Source organism: Actinokineospora spheciospongiae, assembly GCF_003182415.1.
In the GTDB taxonomy this organism is placed as follows: domain Bacteria; phylum Actinomycetota; class Actinomycetes; order Mycobacteriales; family Pseudonocardiaceae; genus Actinokineospora; species Actinokineospora spheciospongiae.
Map to the genome: position 1 here is coordinate 727,522 of NZ_QHCP01000004.1, position 20,200 is coordinate 747,721.

The 20,200-nt window shown below is 73.9% G+C and carries 16 protein-coding genes; 8 read left to right on the top strand and 8 right to left on the bottom strand.

From position 1 onward, the window contains the following. Positions 1–88: 88 nt before the first annotated feature. Together DFQ13_RS13840 and DFQ13_RS13845 are read left to right on the top strand one after the other, a co-directional pair. A complete protein-coding gene (locus DFQ13_RS13840; protein WP_110080084.1) occupies positions 89–2,020 on the top strand; it encodes a S9 family peptidase in 1,932 nt (643 codons plus the stop codon). Next, a complete protein-coding gene (locus DFQ13_RS13845) occupies positions 2,017–2,934 on the top strand; it encodes a S66 peptidase family protein (RefSeq protein WP_035287026.1) in 918 nt (305 codons plus the stop codon). The genes DFQ13_RS13840 and DFQ13_RS13845 overlap by 4 nt, the downstream gene beginning before the upstream one ends. 185 nt (positions 2,935–3,119) lie before the next feature. Here the strand turns inward: DFQ13_RS13845 and DFQ13_RS13850 are convergent, their stop codons facing one another. Continuing rightward, positions 3,120–3,749: a TetR/AcrR family transcriptional regulator gene (locus DFQ13_RS13850; RefSeq protein ID WP_233438395.1), complete on the bottom strand. Its 630-nt coding sequence runs from the start codon at positions 3,747–3,749 to the stop codon at positions 3,120–3,122. Positions 3,750–3,838: 89 nt separating this feature from the next. Here DFQ13_RS13850 and DFQ13_RS13855 point away from each other — a divergent pair, with 89 nt between their 5' ends. Next, on the top strand, positions 3,839–4,774 hold the full coding sequence (locus DFQ13_RS13855; protein ID WP_110080086.1) for an NADP-dependent oxidoreductase: 936 nt from the start codon (positions 3,839–3,841) through the stop codon (positions 4,772–4,774). 116 nt (positions 4,775–4,890) lie between these two features. On the opposite strand, the gene mptB is transcribed toward DFQ13_RS13855, so the two are convergent. The 5 genes from mptB to DFQ13_RS13880 form a co-directional block, all read right to left on the bottom strand. Further along, the gene (gene mptB / locus DFQ13_RS13860; protein WP_181399970.1) at positions 4,891–6,441 is read right to left on the bottom strand and encodes a polyprenol phosphomannose-dependent alpha 1,6 mannosyltransferase MptB; all 1,551 of its coding nucleotides are present in this window, start codon (positions 6,439–6,441) and stop codon (positions 4,891–4,893) included. 166 nt (positions 6,442–6,607) lie between these two features. Beyond that, positions 6,608–8,230: a dipeptide ABC transporter ATP-binding protein gene (locus DFQ13_RS13865; RefSeq protein WP_110080087.1), complete on the bottom strand. Its 1,623-nt coding sequence runs from the start codon at positions 8,228–8,230 to the stop codon at positions 6,608–6,610. Between the two features lies 1 nt (position 8,231). Beyond that, positions 8,232–9,140: an ABC transporter permease gene (locus DFQ13_RS13870; RefSeq protein ID WP_110080088.1), complete on the bottom strand. Its 909-nt coding sequence runs from the start codon at positions 9,138–9,140 to the stop codon at positions 8,232–8,234. After that, positions 9,137–10,159: an ABC transporter permease gene (locus tag DFQ13_RS13875; RefSeq protein WP_110080089.1), complete on the bottom strand. Its 1,023-nt coding sequence runs from the start codon at positions 10,157–10,159 to the stop codon at positions 9,137–9,139. Before DFQ13_RS13875 ends, DFQ13_RS13870 begins: the two co-directional genes overlap by 4 nt. Continuing rightward, positions 10,156–11,910: an ABC transporter substrate-binding protein gene (locus DFQ13_RS13880; RefSeq protein WP_110080090.1), complete on the bottom strand. Its 1,755-nt coding sequence runs from the start codon at positions 11,908–11,910 to the stop codon at positions 10,156–10,158. The genes DFQ13_RS13875 and DFQ13_RS13880 overlap by 4 nt, the downstream gene beginning before the upstream one ends. Positions 11,911–12,072: 162 nt before the next feature. Between DFQ13_RS13880 and DFQ13_RS13885 the strand changes: the two genes are divergently transcribed. Both DFQ13_RS13885 and DFQ13_RS13890 read left to right on the top strand, forming a co-directional pair. Further along, positions 12,073–12,900 carry a M55 family metallopeptidase gene (locus DFQ13_RS13885; protein WP_110080091.1) on the top strand — a complete coding sequence of 276 codons (828 nt, stop codon included), beginning with the start codon at positions 12,073–12,075 and terminating at the stop codon, positions 12,898–12,900. 13 nt (positions 12,901–12,913) lie between these two features. Beyond that, positions 12,914–14,218 (top strand): M20/M25/M40 family metallo-hydrolase, encoded by a 1,305-nt coding sequence (locus DFQ13_RS13890; protein ID WP_110080092.1) that lies wholly within the window; start codon positions 12,914–12,916, stop codon positions 14,216–14,218. Between the two features lie 129 nt (positions 14,219–14,347). Here the strand turns inward: DFQ13_RS13890 and DFQ13_RS13895 are convergent, their stop codons facing one another. Together DFQ13_RS13895 and pip are read right to left on the bottom strand one after the other, a co-directional pair. After that, positions 14,348–14,926: a GNAT family N-acetyltransferase gene (locus tag DFQ13_RS13895; RefSeq protein WP_110080093.1), complete on the bottom strand. Its 579-nt coding sequence runs from the start codon at positions 14,924–14,926 to the stop codon at positions 14,348–14,350. Between the two features lie 5 nt (positions 14,927–14,931). Next, entirely contained in the window at positions 14,932–15,897 is a 966-nt protein-coding gene (gene pip, locus DFQ13_RS13900) for a prolyl aminopeptidase (RefSeq protein WP_110080094.1), read from the bottom strand. A gap of 249 nt (positions 15,898–16,146) precedes the next feature. Between pip and DFQ13_RS13905 the strand changes: the two genes are divergently transcribed. The 3 genes from DFQ13_RS13905 to DFQ13_RS13915 are packed head-to-tail and all read left to right on the top strand — an operon-like array spanning position 16,147 to position 20,092. Continuing rightward, complete coding sequence (locus tag DFQ13_RS13905; protein ID WP_146241224.1) at positions 16,147–16,881, top strand: hypothetical protein; 735 nt, start codon at positions 16,147–16,149, stop codon at positions 16,879–16,881. Continuing rightward, the gene (locus DFQ13_RS13910; protein ID WP_110080096.1) at positions 16,878–17,837 is read left to right on the top strand and encodes an ATP-binding protein; all 960 of its coding nucleotides are present in this window, start codon (positions 16,878–16,880) and stop codon (positions 17,835–17,837) included. Before DFQ13_RS13905 ends, DFQ13_RS13910 begins: the two co-directional genes overlap by 4 nt. After that, positions 17,834–20,092 carry a hypothetical protein gene (locus DFQ13_RS13915; protein WP_110080097.1) on the top strand — a complete coding sequence of 753 codons (2,259 nt, stop codon included), beginning with the start codon at positions 17,834–17,836 and terminating at the stop codon, positions 20,090–20,092. The genes DFQ13_RS13910 and DFQ13_RS13915 overlap by 4 nt, the downstream gene beginning before the upstream one ends. Positions 20,093–20,200 lie beyond the last annotated feature (108 nt).

The following is a 20,200-nucleotide window of genomic DNA, read 5'->3' on the forward strand; positions in this document are numbered from 1 at the left end:
GTGCACGCCGCCGAACCGAGCAGATCGTGCCTTTCCCGTTTGGTCAACCGTATCGGTCGCCGGTCGGGCACTGGGTATGGTCCCTCCTGTGGTGGAGATCGCGTCATACGGGACCTGGGTTTCGCCGATCGGCGAAGCCGACGTCGCCCGGCCGGGCAGCAGCCCGGCCTGGGCGCGGCGGGTCGGGGACACGGTGTGGTGGACCCTGGCCAAGCCCGACGAGGGCGGCCGGTCCACCCTGGTGCGCTGCGGCGCCGACGGCCCCGAGGAGCTGCTGCCCGCCCCGTGGAACGCCCGCAACCGGGTGCACGAGTACGGCGGCACCCCGTACGCGGTCCTCGACGGGCGGGTGGCGTTCACCGAGTGGTCGGATCAGCGGGTCTACCTGCTCGACCCCGGCGGTGAGCCGGTGGCGCTGACCGCCGAGCCCGACCGGCCCCAGGGGCAGCGCTTCGCCGACCTGGTCCCCGGTGCCGGGGGCGCGGAGGTGTGGGCGGTGCGCGAGACCGCCACCGGGGACCGCCCGACCGACGTGCGCCGCGACCTGGTCGCCATCCCCCTCGACGGGTCCGGGGTGCGGGTGCTCGGCGCCAGCCACCACTTCATGACCGCCCCCAAGCCCAGCCCCGACGGCCGCTTCGCCGCCTGGCTGGGCTGGGAGCACCCGGCGATGCCGTGGGACGGCACCGAGCTGTGCGTGGCGCACCTGCTGCCCGACGGCACCCTCGGCCCGCACCGGGTGGTGGCGGGCGGGCCGCGCGAGGCGGTGTGCCAGGTGGAGTGGGAGGGCTCCGACGCGCTGCTGGCGCTGACCGACCCGGACGGGTGGTGGAACCTGCACCGCATCACCCTCGACGGCACCTCCACGAACCTGGCGGCCGGGCCGTACGAGATCGGCGGCCCGATGTGGGTGCTGGGCCGCCGCTGGTTCGCCGTCCTGGGCCGCGGCCGGTTCGCCGTGGTGCGCGGCGGGCGGCTCGCTGTGCTCGACGAGCGCTCCGGCACGGTCACTGACGTCGACACCGACGTGGCCCTGTGGTCGGACCTCGACGGCGACACCGACGGGGTCGTCACCGCCGTGGGCTCCGGGCCCGACACGGCCGGCACGGTGGTGCGCCTGGACCTGTCCACCGGGGAGCTGGCCCACCTCGGCGACCCCGGCCCGGCGCTGCCCGACGCGGCGTACCTGCCGGTGCCCGTGCGGCGGACCTTCACCGCCGAGGACGGCCGCGGCATCCCCGCCACGGTGTACCCGCCCACCAACCCCAACTTCGCCGCCCCCGAGGGGGAGCTGCCCCCGTACCTGGTGTACGTGCACGGCGGGCCCACGGGGTCGGCCGGGTCGGGCCTGAACCTGGGGTTCGCCTACTTCACCAGCCGCGGCATCGGCGTCGTCGCGGTCGACTACGGCGGCTCCACCGGCTACGGCCGCGCCTACCGGGAGGTCCTCAACGGGCAGTGGGGGGTGCTCGACGTGGCCGACTGCGCCACCGCCGCCGCCGCGCTGGCCGCCGAGGGCAGCGCCGACCCGGCCCGCCTGGGCATCCGCGGCGGCTCCGCCGGGGGGTGGACGGCGGCGGCGTCGCTGACCTCGGTCGACACCTACGCCTGCGGGACCGTGCAGTTCCCCATCCTCGACCTGACCGGGTGGACCGGCGAGGGCGGGGAGACCCACGACTTCGAGGCCCGCTACACCGAGGGCCTGGTCGGCTCGCCCACCGAGCACGCCGAGCGCTACGCCGAGCGGTCCCCGGCCAACCGGGTGGCGCACCTGGCCGGGCCGGTGCTGCTGATGCAGGGGCTGGAGGACAAGATCTGCCCACCGGAGCAGGCCGACCGCTTCGCCGCCGCCCTCGACGGGTCCGGCGTCCCGCACGCCTACCTGCGCTTCCCCGGTGAGCAGCACGGGTTCCGTAGGGCGGAGACCATCGAGGCCGCGTACGCCGCGGAGCTGTCGTTCTACGGGCAGGTCTTCGGGTTCACCCCGCCCGGGGTGCCGGTGCTGGAGCTGAGCCGATGAGCCGCACCCGACCCGCCCACCTGCGCCCCGGCGACACCGTCGCCGTCGTGGCCCCCTCGGGCCCGGTGCCGCAGGACCTGCTGGCCCGCGGGGTGGGCGTGCTGGAGTCGTGGGGGCTGACCGTCCGCGTCGGCGACCACGTCCTCGACCGCCACCCGCACCTGCCGTACCTGGCCGGGCGCGACGCCGACCGGGCCGCGGACTTCCGCGACGCCTGGTGCGACCCGGACGTGGCGGCGGTGTTCTGCTGCCGCGGCGGCTACGGCGCCCACCGCATGGTCGACCTGCTGGACTGGCCCGCCCTCGCCGAGGCCGGGCCGAAGGTCCTCGCCGGGTCCAGCGACGTCACCGCCCTGCACACCGCGGTCGGCCAGGCGCTGGACCTGGTCACCCTGTTCTCCCCGATGATCGCCACCAACGCCTTCGACGACGACGCGCAGAAGCACCTGCACGCCACCCTGTTCGACCCGGGGTCGACCACGACCCTCATCGGCCCGGCCACCACCTCCTCCGGGCACGGCACCGCCAGGGGGGTCCTCGTCGGCGGCACGCTGAGCCTGCTGGCCGCCGAGGTCGGCACCCTCGACGCGGTGCCCCCGGCCGACGGGACGATCCTGGTCCTCGAGGACGTCAACGAGGAGCCCTACCGCATCGACGGGCAGCTCACCCACCTGCTGCGCGCCGGGTGGTTCACCGGGGTCAGCGGCATCGCCCTGGGGTCCTGGACCGGGTGCGGGCCGCTGGAGGAGGTCAAGGCGGTGGTGTCGGACCTGCTGGCGTCGCTGGGGGTGCCGGTGCTGTGGGAACTGGGCTTCGGCCACTGCCCCGGGCAGCTCACCGTCCCCCTCGGCGCCGAGGCGGTCCTCGACGCCGACGACGCCACCCTGACCCTCACCGAACCCGCCCTGTCCTGAGCACCCCTGGGGGCTCAGCCCGCGGTGAACACGCTCCGCCCGGGGTGAACACCGCCCCCGCGCTCCCGGGCCGGGCCCTGGCGTCGCGGGCATGCGGATCACCGACCGGCTCACCATGATCGAGTTCACCGTCGGGCAGGCGTAGCGGGCGCGCTCCTGCGCGCCGCCGCGGGCTGAACCCCCGGTCAGCGGCGGCGGTAGAGGTGTCCCAGGCCCAGCGGGACCGGGGGCGGCAGCGCCTCGGCGTGCTCGGCGCGGCAGGATTGCAGGAACCAGGCCACCAGCCGCCGCGACGCCGCCAGCGCCGCCTCCGGGCTGTCGGTGACGAGCCCGTTGTTGGCCATCAGCAGCATGGTCAGGTCGTCGATGCCGAAGTCCGCCCGCAACCGACCCGCCTGCTGCGCCCGGCGGGCCAGGCTCATGAAACCGGTCAGGGCGCGCTCGCGGTGGGTGGCGAAGTCCAGCGCGTCGGGGAACGCGGTCATCAGCGCGGAGGTCAGCCCGCGGTCGAGGGCCTGCACCGCGCACACCCGCTCCAGCACCGCGCTGAACCCGCGCCACGGGTCCGGGTCGGCCAACCCCTCCTCGACCAGCACCGCGCAGTGCGCCATCCACTCGGCGAAGGCAGCCGCGACCAGGGACTCCTTGGTGGGGAAGCGGCGGTAGAGGGTGGCCACGCCGACCCCGGCGCGGCGGGCGATGGCGGCCATGGGCACGTCGATCCCGCGCTCGGCGAAGGTGTCGCGGGCCACCCGCACGATCCGGTCGCGGTTGTCGCGGGCGTCGGCGCGCAAGCGAGAGTCCGGGAAGGCCACGCCTCCCACTTTAGGCGCAAGTGGAACACCCCCTCCACTTGCGCCGCTGGACTGGGCGACAGCACACCCACCCCCTGGAAGGCCCGACCGTGTTCGCCTTGCGCTTCGCCGACTACGGCACCCCCGACGTCCTCACCGTCGACACCGACGTCCCCGAACCCCACCCCGGCCCCGGGGAGATCCGCATCGCCGTGCGCACCGCCGGACTCACCCCCGCCGACCGCTACCTGCGCTCGGGGACGCTGCGGCACATGATCACCCTCGACCTCCCGCACACCACCGGCGTCGACGGCGCCGGGATCGTCGACGAGATCGGCCCCGGCGTCACCGGCGTGGCGGTGGGCGACGCGGTGTTCGGGCTGGTGCGGATGCGCGAACTCGGCGGTGCCACCGCCGAGTTCGCCGTCCTGGAGCACTGGGCGCCGAAGCCGGACGCCTGGGACTGGGCGCAGGCCGGGGGCGCGGCCGGGAACGTCGAGACCGCCACCCGCGTCCTGGACCTGCTCGGGGTCACCCCCGGCGCCACCCTGCTCATCGAGGGCGCGGCCGGGGGCGTGGGCACCGTGGCCACCCAACTCGCCCGCGCCCGGGGGGTGGCGGTGATCGGCACCGGCGGCCCGCACAACCAGCAGTTCCTCACCGACCTGGGCGCGGTCCCCACCACCCACGGCCCCGGCCTGCCCGACCGCGTCGCCGCCCTGGCCCCCGGCGGGGTCGACTTCGTCCTCGACGCCGCCGGGTCCGGCTCCCTGCCCGACCTGGTCGCCATCGCGGGCACCCCCGACCGGGTCATCACCGTCGCCGACTTCACCGCCGCCGAGCACGGCGTGCACCTGAGCACCAGCGGCGGCCCGAACCCCGACCCCTCCCACGCCCACGGCCTCACCGCCGCGGTCGCGCTGGCCGAGGAGGGCCGGTTGCGCATCCCGGTGCACGCGGTGTTCCCGTTGGCCGAGGCGGCGAAGGCGCACGAGGTGAGCGAGAGCAGGCGGGTGCGCGGGAAGATCGTCCTGTCGATCCCCTGACGGGCCGGGTACCGCGCAGACGCCGCAGCCCGCGGGCGCACCGGTCACCGCGACGGATGCGCCCGCGGGCTGCGGGCGGAAAACCCCGGTGGAGACGCCACCGGGCAGGGGTGCGGCTACACCTTGGCGGCGGTGGGGGTGCCCACGCCGACCAGGTCGTCTTCGCGGTGGTCGGTGAACAGGCCCAGCGGGTCCACGCGCAGCAGGGAGAAGCCCGCCAGGACCGACACCGCGACCGCGCAGGCGATGAACACCCAGTTGTAGAGCAGGTCCTCACCGGCCGGGGAGTAGGTCAGCACCAGGAACACCGCGGCGCTGACCAGGATGGCCAGTTGGCGGCGCTGCCAGGGCAGGGCGGCGGCGATGACGAAGCCCCAGGTCAGGTACCACGGCAGGGTGGCGGGGGAGAGCACGGCGACGGCGAAGAGCACGAAGGACATGCGCCGCACCGCGTCCGAGCCGCCCGCGCGGGACTGCCACCACTGGCGGGCGGCGATCCAGACGAACACCAGGGCGCCGAGGACGCGGGTGGTGTTGACGAACCAGGACTTGTTGGCGTTGACGAACAGGTCGACCACCGAGTGCACGACCTCGCCGACCGCGGTGGGCACCGACAGCCAGTTGACGATCATCGTGGGTGCCTGCAGGGCCTGAATCCAGCCCAGGTTGACCCCGGCGGCGAGGGTGGTGACGGCGAAGGTGGCGACGAACACGCCCACCGCGGCGGCCCCGGCGCGGACGAAGTTCTTCACCGGGGTGGAGTTGAGGTGCCCGGCCCACACCCACACCAGGAAGGGCAGGGCGATGGCGGCGGTGGCCTTGACCGCGACGCCGAGGGTGACCAGGAGGATGCCCACGACGTGCTTGCGCTCGAGCACGCACAGGGTGCCCGCGGCGAGGAAGCCGACCATGAGCAGGTCGTTGTGCGGTCCGCCGACCAGGTGCACCACGGTCATCGGTCCGGCGATCGCCAGCCACAGGGTGGTGGAGAGGTTGCCGCCGAGGTGGCGCACGAGGCCGGGCAGCGCCCACAGCAGCAGGCCGAGGCCGATCATCAGGGTGACGCGCATGAGCACGACCCCGGCGATCATGTTGGTGCCCGCGACCCAGGCCACGCCCTTGGCCAGCAGGATGAACATGGGCCCGTAGGGGGCGGGGGTGGTCTGCCAGAACGGGTGCACGTTCTGCACGACGCTCTGCAGGTCGAGCACGATCGGGCCGACCGAGTACGGGTCGTGGCCGAACAGCGGCAGGGTGCCCTGGGCGATGTAGGAGAACACGTCGCGGGTGAACACCGGCGGGGCGATGACCAGCGGGGCCATCCAGCACGCGGCGGCCAGCAGCACCGACCCGGGGGCGACCCGCCCGGCGAGGACGTGGCGGCCGAGGCGGACCCAGGCCCACACGACGAGGCCGAAGCCGAGGTAGATGACGCCGGTGGCGAGCATCTGCCCGTGTCCGTAGCGAATCCACGACAGGGGTCCGTGTCCGAGGACCGGGTCGCTGACCAGGATTCCGGCGGCGCCGAACGCGCTGAGCAGGATCAGGACGCTGCCGAGGGTGCCCAGCGCGATGGTGCGCTTGGGCAGCGGTCCAATCCGCTCCGGGAACGGCTCCGAACTCCCGTCGGGGGCGGTTGTCTGCTTCTCTGCGTTCTCAGCGACCAAGGACTCTTCCACGTGTGCGCATGCTTCAGCGGGGGTGACTGTCAGAGGAAGAGATTACACAGGGGCGTTGTCCGGCCTGCGCGCTACGGCCGTTCCGGTGGGACCGACCGCGCGGCGCTGCTCACACCGGGTAGTGGCGCGCGGTCGGTCCCTGCCCGGGTGCTCCTCAGACCCCCTGGTCGGCCCGGGGTTCGGCCGTTCGGCCCGCGTCCGGGCGGGGGACGGCCGCCAGCAGTGACCTCGTGTAGTCGTGGTGGGGGCGCAGCAGCACGTCCTCGACGGGGCCGTGTTCGACGATCACCCCCCGGTGCATGACCGCGACCCGGTCGGCGATGTTCCAGGCGAGCCCGAGGTCGTGGGTGATGACCAGGGTGGCCAGGCCGAGGCGGGCGCGCAGCCGCAGCAGCAGCGCCAGGACCTCCCCGCGCACGGACGCGTCGAGGGAGGCGACGGGTTCGTCGGCGACGAGCAGCCGCGGGGACAGGGCCAGGGCCCCGGCGATGACGACCCGTTGCCGCTGTCCGCCGGACAGTTCGTGCGGCAGCGACCCCAGGTACTTCTCCGCGGGTCGCAGTTCGGCGTCGGTCAGCGCCGCGCGCACCAGGTCGGCCTCGTCGCCGCGCACCCCGTGGATGCGCAGCCCCTCGGCGACCGCCTCGTGCACGGTGTGGCGGGGGTTGAGGGCGCTGGTGGGGTCCTGCAGCACCAGTTGCACCTGTTTGCGGTGGGCTTTGAGCCCCTTGGCCGAGGTGGGGACCGGTTTGCCGTCGAAGAGGACCTGCCCGGAGTCGGGTTTCCGCAACCCCAGGACGGTGCGGGCGAGGGTGGTCTTGCCGGAGCCGGACTGCCCGACCAGGGCGACGATCTCCCCGGCGCGGACGCTCAGGTCCACCCCGGCCACGGCGGCGGTTGCCCCGAAGTTCACCCGCAGGTCGCGGATGGCCAGCAGTTCCTCCCCCACCGCCTCGGTGCCCGCGACCGGTGCCTCACCGGCGGTGGCCGGGTTGTACCGGGAGGCCGGGTCGCCGATGGTGGGGAACGCGGCGGCCAGGGTGCGGGTGTAGGGGTGGGTGGGGGCGGTGATGACCCGGTGGGCGGGGCCCTCCTCGACGACGCGGCCGCGGCGCATGACCGCCAGCCGCCCGCAGGTGGCGCCGAGCACGGCCAGGTCGTGGGAGATCAGCAGCAGCCCGATGCCGTGGTCGGTGACCAGGCGGGTGAGCACGTCGAGGACCTGGGCCTGCACGACGACGTCGAGGGCGGTGGTGGGTTCGTCGGCGATGACCAGCTTGGGGTCGCAGGCCAGGGCCATGGCGATCATCACCCGCTGCTTCTGCCCGCCGGAGAGCTGGTGGGGGTAGGCCCCGGCCCGGTCGGCGGGCAGTTCCACCTGGGCGAGCAGTTCGGCGACCCGCTCGCGGACCCGGGCCGGTGGGGTCTTGGGCGAGTGCACGCGGATGGGTTCGGCGATCTGCTCGCCGATACGGTGCACGGGGTTGAGGGCGTGCATGGCGCCCTGGAACACCACCGACGCCCCGGCCCAGCGGACCGCGCGCAGCCGCCCCCAGCTCATGGTGGACACGTCCTCGCCGTCGAAGAGGATTTCCCCGTCGACCTCGGCGGTGGGCGGCAGCAGCCGCAGCACGGACATGGCCAGGGTGGACTTGCCGCAGCCGGACTCCCCGGCCAGGCCGAGGGTTTCCCCCGCGGCCAGGGTCAGGTCGACCCCGGCGACGGCGTGCTCGCCCGGGTATCGCACGTGCAGGTCGCGCAGTTGCAACAGGGTCATCTCAGCGCTCCCGCAGCCTGGGGTTGAGCACGGACTCCATGGCGCGCCCGCACAGGGTGAAGGCGAGCACGACCACGGCGATGGCCAGCCCCGGCGGCACCAGGTACCACCAGGCCCCGGCGGTGACGGCCCCGGAGTTCGACGCCGAGCGCAGCATGCTGCCCCAGGAGATGGCCACCGGGTCGCCGAGGCCGAGGAAGGCCAGGGTGGATTCGGCGACGATGGCGGTGCCCACGGCCAGGGTGGTGTTGACCAGCACCAGCGGCAGCACCCCGGGCAGCACGTGCTTGCCGATGACGTGCAGGTGCCCGCCGCCGAGGGCGCGGGAGCGCTCGATGTAGGGGCGGGCCTCCACGCCGAGGGTCTGGGCGCGCACCAGCCGGGCCGCCGAGGGCCAGGAGGTGACGCCGATGGCCAGCACGATGGTGCCCACCCCCGGTCCGATCACCGTGGACAGGGCGATGGCCAGCACCAGCGAGGGCAGCACGAGGAAGAAGTCGGTCAGCCGCATCAGCAGCGCCGACCCCCAGCCGCCGAAGTGCCCGGTGAGGATGCCCACGACGGTGCCGATGGCGATGGAGAGCAGGGTGGCCGACAGGCCGACGAGCAGGGAGATCCGCGCCCCCCACAGCACCAGCAGCAGCACCGAGCGGCCGTTCTCGTCGGTGCCGAGCCAGTACCGGCCGCCGGGTGGTTCCAGCCTGCCGCCGGTGGCGCGGGTGACGTCGACGCCGTCGGCGTCGGTGATCAGCGGTGCCAGCGCGGCCAGGGCGATGACCAGCACCAGCACGCCGAGGCCGAGGACCCCGGCGCGGTGGCGGGTGAACTCGCCCCAGGCGCGGCGGGCGGCGGCGCGGCGCCGCGCCCACGCCGGGCCGGGGGTCCGCTCGACGGGTTCGGGGGCGGTCATGAGGCACGCACCCGGGGGTCGAGGACCCGCAGGAGCAGGTCGGCGACGAGGTTCATCACGACCACGGCGGCGGCGAGCACCAGGAAGGTGCCCTGCAGCAGCGGGTAGTCCGGGAAGCGCAGCGCCTCGAAGGTGAGCAGGCCCAGGCCGGGCCAGGAGAACACCGTCTCCACCGTGATCGCCCCGGACACCACCAGGCCCAGGTGCAGGAACACCAGGGTCACGGTGGGCAGCAGGGCGTTGGGCACGGCGTGGCGGCGGCGCACCTCGTCGTCGCGCAGGCCCTTGGCGCGGGCGGTGAGCAGGTGCTCGGCGTGCATCTCCTCCACCAGCGAGGACCGCATGACCAGTTGGTACTGGGCGTAGACGACGGCGACGAGGGTGATCGTGGGCAGCACCATGTGGTGGGCGGTGTCGAGGGCCTGGGAGAGGAAGTCCGGTGGGGTGTCGGGGTAGGTGATGCCCCCGGAGGGGAACAGCCCGCCGGTGGCGGTCAGCAGGACCAGCCCCAGCCAGAAGGTGGGGGCCGACCACAGGGCGAGGGCGATCCCGGTGGCGGTGCGGTCGAAGCGGCTGCCGCGCCGCCAGGCGGTGCGGGTGCCCAGCCACAGGCCCAGCACCACCGCGATGAGGGTGCCCACGCCGACCAGCAGCAGCGTCGGGCCGAGCCGTTCGCCGATCTTCTGCGCCACCGGCACCTTGAACACCAGCGACCTGTCGAGGTCCCCGTGGGCGAGGTTGCCCAGGTAGCGGGTGAACTGCCCCCACAGCGGCAGGTCGAACCCGTACTCGCGTTCGAGGGCGGCGGCGGCCTCGGGGGTGACCGGGGCGCCGCGGGTCAGGGTGCGCACCGGGTCGCCGGGCAGCAGGACCCGGAACAGCACGAACCCGAGGACCACGATCAGCCCCAGGCTGATCAGCGCGGCGCCGACCTTGCTGAGCACGTAGCGCAGCGTCCCCCCGCCGCCGCCACGCGGGGTGGCGGCGGCGGGCTCGACGGTGGTGAGCGCGTCGGTCATTCGCGCTCGTCCGCGGTGGCCCTGCGGCGGCGGGCCAGCACCAGGGCCGCCACGGCGGCGATCACCACGACCGCGCCGATGACCACCCACACCACCGTCGACGACGAGGACCCGCCCGAGGCGGACGCCGACGCGGGGGTGGCGCTGTAGTAACCCCAGTAGGACTGCTGGTTCATGATGAACCCGCCCGGGTCCGGGGACAGGGTGAACGGGGCGAACCTGTCCTTGCGGTAGGCCTCCAGGGCGTTGTCGTAGGACAGGATGGTCAGCGGCGCCTGGGCGTGCAGGATCTGCTGCATCCGCTTGACGATCTCGGCGCGCTTGGCGGTGTCGAACTCGCTGCCCTGCTGGGCGTAGAGGCGGTCGTAGTCCGCGTCGCAGAAGAACGAGTCCGGGGTGGCGCCCTTGCCGTCGGCGTTGGGCCGCGACGCGCAGGTCTGCAGGGCGAGGACGGCATCGGGGTCGGGGTTGCCGGTCCAGCCGCTGTAGGCCAGGTCGAACCGCCCGGCGGTGGTGTCCTCGTTGAGCTTGTTGTCGGCCACCGACCGCACGTCCACGGCGATGCCGATGTCGCGCAGCCACCCCTGGATGAACGGGGCGGACTGCTCGTCGAAGGCCTTGCCGGAGTGCAGCATCAGCCGGAACTTCAGCGGGCGCCCACTGGCGGGGTCGACGCGCACCCCGTCGCCGCCGCGGGCGTACCCGGCGGCGTCGAGGGCGGAGTTGGCCGCGGCCGGGTCGAAGGGCCGCGCCTGATCCCCGGTGGGCTCCCAGTGGTAGGTGGAGAACAGCGGCGGGATGTAGCCGCCGCCGACGGTGGCGTACCCGCCGGAGACCTTGTCGACGATGGTCTTGGAGTCGATGGCCTGGGCGATGGCCCGGCGCAGCCGCGGGTCCTTGAGGGCGGGGTGCCCGTCGCCGATGGGCTGCCCGGTGGCGGTGGCGGCCCCGGGGTTCATGACCAGCTCGTTGAACCGCTTGCCCTTGGCGTTGTTGCGCTCGATGTCCGGGTTCCCGGCGAGCGCGTCGAACTGGGTGGGGGTCAGGCCGTTGACCAGGTCGACCTCGCCGTTGCGCAGCGCCTGCACGGCGGCGTCGGCGTTCTTGTAGTGGATGAAGTCGAGGTTGTCGATCTTCGGTGCGCCGCGCCAGTACTGCTTGTTCGCCGAGAGCCGGGTGTACTGGCTCTCCTTGAAGTCGGTGATGACGAACGGCCCGGACCCCACCATGGGGTAGGCGGGTTCGGCGCCCACGTCGACCTTGGACCACACGTGCTCGGGCACGATCGGGATGTCCAGGGCGACCATGGTGGTCTGCGGGGCCCTCGTCTTGACCACCACGGTCGTCTCGTCGGGGGCGGTGACCGATTCCCACTGGGCGACGTAGTTGCCGTTGGCGGTGCGGGCGGTCTCGTTCGACAGCATCAGGTTGAACGTGAACGCCACGTCCGCGGCGGTGATCGGCTGCCCGTCGCTCCACTTCGCGCCGCGGCGCACGGTGTAGGTCCAGGTGAGCTTGTCCGGTGAGGGTTCCCACTTCTCGGCCAGGCCCGGCTCGGGGCTCAGGTCCGCGGCCGAGGCGGTGGTCAGCTCCTCGAACGCGGCCCGCAGGATGTCGGTCCCGGTGCGGGTGATCGACAGGAACGGGTTGAGCGAGTCGACCTCCTGGGTGACCGCGACCCGCAGCGTCGTCCCCTGTTGCGCGGCGGCGGTGGCGGTCGCCGCCGGTACCGCCCCCAGTCCCGCCGACATGGCCACCACCAGTGTGGATGCCCCCAACGCCCATCTTCTCTGCCGCACCGTGCCCACCCCTTGTCCGTCGGTGTGACGCAGCTCCTGTCACAGTTGGCAAGAAAGTAACCATTCGGGAACCGTGGAAGTCAACGAGTGTCGCGCAGAAGTAACCTGGGTCCGGTGCGCATCCTCATCTCCGCGGACATGGAAGGCGCCACCGGCGTCACCTGCACCGCCGACGTCGTGCCGGGCACCGAGCAGTGGCAGCGGTTCCGCCGGTCGCTGACCGGTGACGTCAACGCCTGCGTGGCCGGGCTGTTCGACGGCGGCGCCACCGAGGTGTTGGTCAACGAGGCGCATTCGTCCCAGCGCAACGTGCTGCTGGAGGAGCTGGACCCCCGGGCCCGGCTGCTCACCGGCCGCCACAAGCCGCTGTCGATGATGCAGGGCATCGACTCCGGGGTCGACGGGGTGGTGTTCCTGGGCTACCACACCGGGGCGGGCGCCGACGGGGTGCTGGCCCACACCTACCTGGAGAACTCGATCACCGAGGTCCGCCTCGACGGGGTCGCGGCCAGTGAGGGCAGGCTCAACGCCGCCCTCGCCGCCGAACACGGGGTGCCGGTGCTGCTGGTCACCGGTGACGACCTGACCTGCGCCGACGCGAGCGCCTACGCGCCCAGGGCGCGGCACGCGGTGGTCAAGGAGTGCGTGTCGCGCTACGCCGCGGTGTGCTCGCCGCCGTCGGTGACCGCCGCGGTGATCACCGCCGAGGCGGTCGCGGCGATGGCCCACGCCGGGCGCGGGCACGGCGACGCGTCCGCGCACACCGTGGAGGTCGACTTCGATGCGACACATCTCGCACATGCCGCCGCGGTGGTGCCGACGGTGGAATTGGTGGGTACGCGCACGGTGAGGTTCACCGCGGAGTCGCAGACCGCGGCGATGAAGGCGTTCAAGGTGGTCACCGCCATCGCGGCGGGCGCCATCGACGGGTTGTACGGCTGAGAAGGGGTACGGCGTGGGTGAGGCTGTCGAGGAACTCTGCTCCAGGCTGGTCCGGATCGACACGACCAACCTGGGCGGGGGTGCGGGCAACCCGGAGCGACCGGCGGCGGAACTGGTCGCCGGGCGGCTGGGCGACGCGGGCCTGGCGCCGGTGCTGCTGGAGCGCGCACCGGGCCGCTCCAACGTCGTCGCCCGCTGGCCGGGGACCGACCCGACGCTGCCCGCGCTGCTGGTGCAGGCCCACCTCGACGTGGTGCCCGCCGACCCGGCGGAGTGGAGCAGGCACCCGTTCTCCGGGGAGATCCACGACGGGTACGTGTGGGGCCGGGGCTCGGTGGACATGAAGGACATGGTCGCCAACGTGCTGACCGTGCTGGCCCGCTGGGCGGCCGAGGGCCGGGGCCCGCGCCGCGACGTGGTCTTCGCCTTCGTCGCCGACGAGGAGGACGACGGGCAGTGGGGGGCGCACTGGCTGGTGCAGGAGCACGCGTCGCTGTTCGAGGGGTGCGCGGCGGCCATCAGCGAGTCCGGCGGCTACACCGTGCCCGCCCGCTCGGCCACCGGGGAGCTGGTGCACCTGTACCCGGTGGGCACCGCCGAGCGGGGCACCTCGCACCTGCGGCTGACCGCGACCGGCCGCGCCGGGCACGGTTCGCGCCGCAACGACGACAACGCGGTGGAGAAGCTGGTCCACGCCCTGTCCCGGCTGGCCGCCCACCAGTGGCCCATCCACCTCATCCCCACCGTGCGGGCGTTCATCGACCGGGTCGGCACCGCCCTGGGCGCCCCCGTCGACTGGAACGACGTCGACGCCACCATCGCCGGTTTCGGCAACGCCACGAAGATGGTGGAGAACGTGGTGCGCAACAGCACCCGCCCCACGGTGCTGCAGGCCGGGTACAAGGTCAACGTGGTGCCCGGGGTGGCCCAGGCGCAGGTCGACACCCGGGTCCTGCCGGGCACCGAGGCGGTGATGCTCGCCGAGATCGACCGGCTGCTGGGCCCGGGCATCACCCGCGAGTACGTCGCCCACCAGCCGCCGGTGGAGTCGCGGGTGGATTCCCCGTGGTTCGACGCCATGGCTGCGGCGCTGCGCTCGCAGGACCCGGGGGCGGTGGTGGTCCCGTACTGCATGGGCGGGGGCACCGACGCGAAGGCGTTCTCCCAGTTGGGCATCGAGTGCTTCGGGTTCGCCCCGCTGCTGCTCTCGCCGGACTTCGACTACCGGGCGATGGCCCACGGGGTCGACGAGCGGGTGCCGGTCGAGGGCCTGCGGTTCGGGGTGGAGGTCCTCGACCGGTTCCTGTCCGACTGCTGAGGCGCGGCGCGGGCCGGTGGTCCGCGTGCGCCCCGGGTGTCTATCGGTCGCGGTCGACCGCCCGGGGTGGCAGCGGCCCGGTCTGACCGTGCGGGTGTCCCCGCCTGCTCCGGCCGGGTCGCCGGGTGGTCAGTCGGTGTCGAGGCGGGCGTGCAGGTGCATGTCGTGCCACCCGTCGGCGTGCAGCACCTCGGCCCGCTTGGTCCCCTCCAGCGCGAACCCCGCCCGTTCGGCCACCCGGCAGGAGGCGGGGTTGGCCGTGGAGTGCGCCACCTCGATCCGGTGCAGCCCGAGCCCGGTGAACCCCCACCCGGCCAGGGCGTCGAGCGCCCGCGGCGCCACCGCGTGCCCGCGGGCGGCGGGCAGCACCCAGTACGACACCTCCGCGCGGGCTTCGTCGAGGTGCACGCGGCGCAGGCTGATCTGCCCGAGCACGGTGCCCTCGGCCTCGGCGGAGACCACGGCCCACCCGGCCCCGGTCTCCGCCCGCCACCGCGCGCCCCACCCGGTGATCCAGTCCCGGGCCTCGGCGTCGTCCATGCCGCGCGCGTGCCACCGCTGGATGTCGGGGTCGGTGTACCCGGCGACGACGGCGGCGTGGTCGCCCGCCCGCCACGGCCGCAGCAGCACCCCGTCTCCGGGGATGCGCGGCTGGTCGCGCCCGGCGAGGGTCCCGGCGGGCAGGACGTCTGCGATCAGTCTCGGCACGGCCCTCAGGCCCCCTCGGCGGGGGCGAAGCGGGCGGTGGCGGCGTGGATGGCGTCGGACAGGGCGGGGCTGCCGGTGTGCCCGGAGTCGTCGATGATCACCAGGTCGGCGGCGGGCCAGGCCGCGGCGAGGTCCCAGGCGGTCTTGAGCGGGCAGCCGAAGTCCAGGCGGCCGTGGATGAGGACGGCGGGGACGTGGGCGATGCGGCCCATGCCGCGCAGCAGGGCGCCGTCGTCGAGCCAGGCGTGGTGGGAGTAGTAGTGGGCGCAGATGCGGGTGAAGGCGCGCTGGGTGTCGCCGAAGGTGGCCGAGAAGTGCCCGGCGCGCGGTTCGTGGGCGATGACCGCGTCCTCCCAGGCGCACCAGTCGACGGCGGCCCGGTCGCGCACGGCGGCGTCGGGTGAGTTGAGGAGCCGGTCGTAGGCGGCGACCAGTTCCACCCCGGCGGGGTCGCCGGGCAGGCCCGAGCCGCGGCGGAAGTCCTCCCAGGGGCCGGGCACCAGCACCCGCACACCCCGGTAGAGCCAGTCGACCTCGGCGGGGGTGCTCAGGGAGATGGCGACCAGGACGATCTCGGAGACCCGGTCGGGGTGGCGCTGGGCGTAGGCCAGGGCCAGGGTGCAGCCCCAGGACCCGCCATAGAGCAGCCACCGGTCCACACCGAGGTGTTCGCGCAGCCGCTCGATGTCGGCGAGGAGGTGTTCGGTGGTGTTGTGCTCCAGGCTGACCTCGGGGTCGGCGGCGTGCGGTTCGCTCTGCCCGCAGCCGCGCTGGTCGAACAGCACGATGCGGTAGGCGTCGGGGTCGAACAGGCGGCGGCTGCCCCGCCCGCCGCCCGCGCCGGGGCCGCCGTGCAGCCACAGGGCGGGTTTGCCGTCGGGGTTGCCGCTGCTCTCCCAGTAGATGCGATTGCCGTCGCTGACGTCGAGGTGGCCGCTGGCGTGCGGTTGCAGGGGTGGGTGCGGGGTCACGTGCGGCGACCCTAGGGCCTGCCCGGTCACCGCTGCCACCGCGTTTCCCGCACCCCGCCCGCGCCCGGTCGAGCGGCCCGGCGGCGTGGGGGAACCCGCAGCGTCACCCGGTCGGCGCACTAACGCCCCACCCCGGGTGGTGGATGTAGCAAGAGAGCGGGGGCGGGCACATGGGTTTCGCTACAGTTGACCTTCATCCGGCGGGCACCCGCCGGGTGCTCGGGCACGGGTGGCGACCGGGGGGTGCGCGTGGACCGCGGGGTCGGGTGGCGGGGCGCGGCGGTGGCCCTGGTGACGGTGTGGACCGCCCTGGCCTGGGCCCCGGCCGCGCACGCCGACCCCGAGGACCACGAACTGGTCTACTGCCTGTCCCCCGCCCAGGCCCAACCGCTGCGCGACGCCGCGATCGCCCTCGGCGCGGACAAGGCCAAGGTCGCCGACCTGCCCGCGTGGCGCCGGGGCGACGCGGAGGCGTTCGAGAAGGCCTGCCAGGCCCTCTACGAGGCGCAGAAGCAACCCCCGCAGGACGTCCTGGACAAGGCCCTGCCGTTCCTGACCGGCCTGTTCGGCGCGCTCGCCGCCTACGTGGCCACCGCCTGGCAGGCCAGGGTCACCGCGGGCCGCGCCGACCGCGACGCCCTGGTCGCGGCGGCCACGGAGTTCCGCGCCGCCGCGCTGGAGTACGCCTCCACCTACGTGGCCAACCGCGACAGCGCCCGCTTCGACAAGGCCCACACCGCCCTGTTGACGCGGCTGCGGCGCGTGGTCGCCGAGCACCCGTCGTGGCCCTCGGCGGAGGCCGCCAAGAACACCATCGTCTCCGGCCCGCTGTCCCCCGAGGCCCTCGGCGGCCTGTCCGGGGGGCCGGGCAGGCGCGAGGAGGAGGCGGTGGAGGAACTGCACTCGGCGCTGGACCGGGTGGCCGCCGCGCTGGCCACGCCCGGGCGGTGGCACCGGTCCCTGCGCCGGAAGAACACCGGGTGAGCACCGGCGGCGCGGGCGGGAAGCCGGTCAACCCGTTCGTGGTCCCGCACTTCGACCGGGGCCCGCTGCGCCCCCTGCGCCCCTTCGAACACCCCGAGCACGAGGGCTTCTACGTCGACGTGTGCGGCTTCGCGGCGGCGCTGGACTGGGCGGAGTCGGCGTTCGACGACTTCACCGAACTGGCCAGGGGCGGGTACGTGCTGGTGGCCGGGGAGTCCGGGTGCGGCAAGAGCGCCATGGTCAACCGGCTCGCCGACCGCGTCCGCGCCGGCCTGGTGGGCATCGGGTTGCGCGCGCACGTCATCGACCTGACCGCGGCGGTGGAGGAGCAGGAGCGGTCGGTGGACCAGCGGGTGAACCTGGTGTGCAAGCGGCTGCTGCCCGCCCTGCAGCGCAACACCGGGCTGCTGCGGCCGGGCGCGGCGGCGCTGTGGCAGCACAACGACGACCCCCGGCTGATCTTCCCCGAGCTGGAGACGGCGCTGGAACCGGCCGCCGCGGCCGTCGTGCTGCTGCCGACGCCCGGTGATCTGGTGCTCGAAGTCGTCCGGTACGCGAAGATGTTCAGCAGTCCGAGGGTCGTGTTCCTGGCCGAGTCGTCCCTGTTGGGGGATAGCTTGATGGAGATCGAGGAAGAGTTGGAAGATTTCCGGCCCCCGGTGGTGGTGCAGATGCAGACGCTGTCCGCGCGCGACGTCGACCGGTTCGTCGACGACCGGCTCAGCAGGCACGCCGGGTCGGGGGTGTACCCGCGGGTGTCCCCGGAGGGGTTGCGGACATTGGCGATGATCTCCCCGTCGGTCAAGACCCTGCAGCGCGCCGCGCACGGCACCTTCAAGATGCTGCGGGACCAGGGCGCGGACTACTCCCCCGCCTACGCCGTGACCGCCGAGGACTTCCGCAGGTGGCTGGCCGGTCAACTGGGCCCGCGCGGTCCCCGAGGGGGGTCGAGGTGAGCGACGAGCAGCGGCCCGCGCGGCGGCGCAACCCGTTCGCGGACATGGCGGTGGCCAACGTGTCCCTGGTCGACGGCGACCCGGACTCCGCGGAGATCACCGTGCTCACCGACGCGATGCGCACCGCGTTCGCGTTCCTCGACGACTACCTCGACGGCCGCGACGACCGCCCCGGCGGTCCCGGGGGCACGGTCATCGCCCTGCTGGGTGATTACGGCATCGGCAAGACCCACCTGTCGGTGCGCATGGTGTCGCGGGCGCGGCGGCGGCTGGGCAACCCGCGCGGGGCGATGTACCTCGACGCCGCTGCCGCGGACTTCCTCTCGCTCTACAAGCGGTTCATGACGTCCCTGGGCGTGTCGGGGCTGGTGGCCCTGGTCAACGACTACTACGCCGACCGGGTCGCCGAGGCGTTGGAGCCGTCGGGGTTGACCAAGGACGACGTGCGGGCGATGAGCGGCCTGGCGGCGGAGGCCGAGCGGGAGGACGTGCGCTGGCACGAGATCGCCCGGGAGCTGGGCCTGCTGGAGTCCAGGCTGCTGCGGCAGGTCCGCGAGACCCTGGCCGGGGTCACCGCCAACCGCGACTTCGCCGCGGCGCTGACCCTGCTGCTGCGCACCGGGTTCCAGGACGCGGTGTGGAACTGGCTGCTGGGCGGGCGCCCGGAGCAGATCCTCGTCGACCGCGGCGTCACCAAGGTCATCGACGACGACCTGGTGGCGCTGGAGGCGCTGCGGGTCTTCGCGCTGCTGCTCGGCGGTCGCGAGCAGCGGTTCGTGCTCGTCGTCGACGAGCTGGACAAGATCTTCTCCGCCCAGCACGCCCCCGGGCACGCGGAGATGTCGGAGTTCCAGGAGTTGCTGCAGGTGGCGACGAAGGCCGGTGCGTGCCTGGTGCTCGGCGGCCTGCCGGAGGTGTGGCCCGCCCTGTCGGGGCCGGTGCGCGCGCGCATCCCGCACCCGGTGCGCCTGGCGGGGCTGACCGAGCAGGAGATCACCGACTTCATCATGCGCACCCAGGAAGCCACCCTGGGTGCGCGGACCCTGTCTCCGTTCACCCCACCGGTGGTCCGCACGATCCGCATGGTCACCCGCGGCAACCCGCGTGAGGTGATCCGCCTGTGCCACCGGGCGTTCCGCCTCGCCGACGACCGCCGCCGCGAGACCGGGGTGGACGCCCCCATCGACGACGCCCTGCTCAGCCGGGCCAGCACCGACCTGTTCGGCCAGCCCAACGCCGACGACATCGGCGACCAGATCGCCCGGGTGCTGACCATCGCCAACTGGGACCACTACCGCGACCGGGTCCTGGGCCCCAAGGCCGACACCCGCGCCGACTACTGGGTGCGGTTCCCGCAGCGGGCCTCCGGGTGCGCGGTGCTGCTGACCTCGGCCCTGCTCACCGAAGCCGACGTGGACGCGGTGCTGGCCAGGGTGGTGGCCCTGCGCGGGGTCGAGCCGCACGCGGTGATCCTGCCGGTCGTCACCGGCACCCCCACCGACATCGCCGTGGCCCGCGTCCGCGAGCACCTGGGCCACGAACCGGTCCTCTACCGGCAGGCCACCTTCGTCGACGACCTGCTGCACGCCCTGGAGACGGCGATGTCCCGCCTCCCCGAACTCGACGCCGCCGACCCGGTCGGGCAGGTCCTGACCCACACCGAGCAGATCCTGCGCCGCATGGCCACCATGCACCGCGACCTGCTCGAGCAGATCCAGCACAACGCCGACCGGGTCGAGTCGGTGCTCACCCGCCCCGCCGACCCGACCCCGACCCCGGCCTCGGTCCCGGCCCCGCAGGCCGACGACCTGCCGGAGCCGGTGGCGGGCCTGTTCACCGCCGCGGTCGACGCGCTCACCGCGTTGACCACGATCGACCCCGAGGTCGCCCTCGCGTTCGACACCGGCACCTACGAGGCCGCCGACCCGGCCCTGCGCATCGTCGAGCGCCCCGACGTCGTCGCCGCCGCGGGCACCGGCCGCCTGCTGGTCGACGTGGTCGCCCGCTTCCGCAGCGCGGTCGCGGCCTGGTTCCACCGCTACCCGGGCACCACCGACGCCGACGCCCGAGCGGCCCTGGAAGGCGTGTGCAACGTCTACGACGCGATGGCCGAGTACCTGCCGACGTTCCGCCTGACCCCGCTGACGGCGGTCCCGGGCCGCCCGGAGGACGCGCTGGCGCGGGTGGAGGAGTCGCTGAGCAACCTGAGCTTCCGCGTCCGCCGCCAGGTCCTGCGCACGGCGGCGGGCCGCTGAACGGCGGCCCCGCCGCAGCGGGGCCGCCCGGCGGTCACTTGGTCGCCACGACCCAGAGGTCGTTGGTGCTGTTGAGCCCGAAGGGGCATTGCCCCACGCCACTGCCGC

Bases quoted from the DNA above. Each gene is read 5' to 3' on its own strand.
- DFQ13_RS13875 (WP_110080089.1), bottom strand. From the start codon at position 10,159: ATGACCGACGCGCTCACCACCGTCGAGCCCGCCGCCGCCACCCCGCGT.
- DFQ13_RS13870 (WP_110080088.1), bottom strand. From the start codon at position 9,140: ATGACCGCCCCCGAACCCGTCGAGCGGACCCCCGGCCCGGCGTGGGCG.
- DFQ13_RS13845 (WP_035287026.1), top strand. From the start codon at position 2,017: ATGAGCCGCACCCGACCCGCCCACCTGCGCCCCGGCGACACCGTCGCC.
- DFQ13_RS13880 (WP_110080090.1), bottom strand. From the start codon at position 11,910: ATGTCGGCGGGACTGGGGGCGGTACCGGCGGCGACCGCCACCGCCGCC.
- DFQ13_RS13865 (WP_110080087.1), bottom strand. From the start codon at position 8,230: ATGACCCTGTTGCAACTGCGCGACCTGCACGTGCGATACCCGGGCGAG.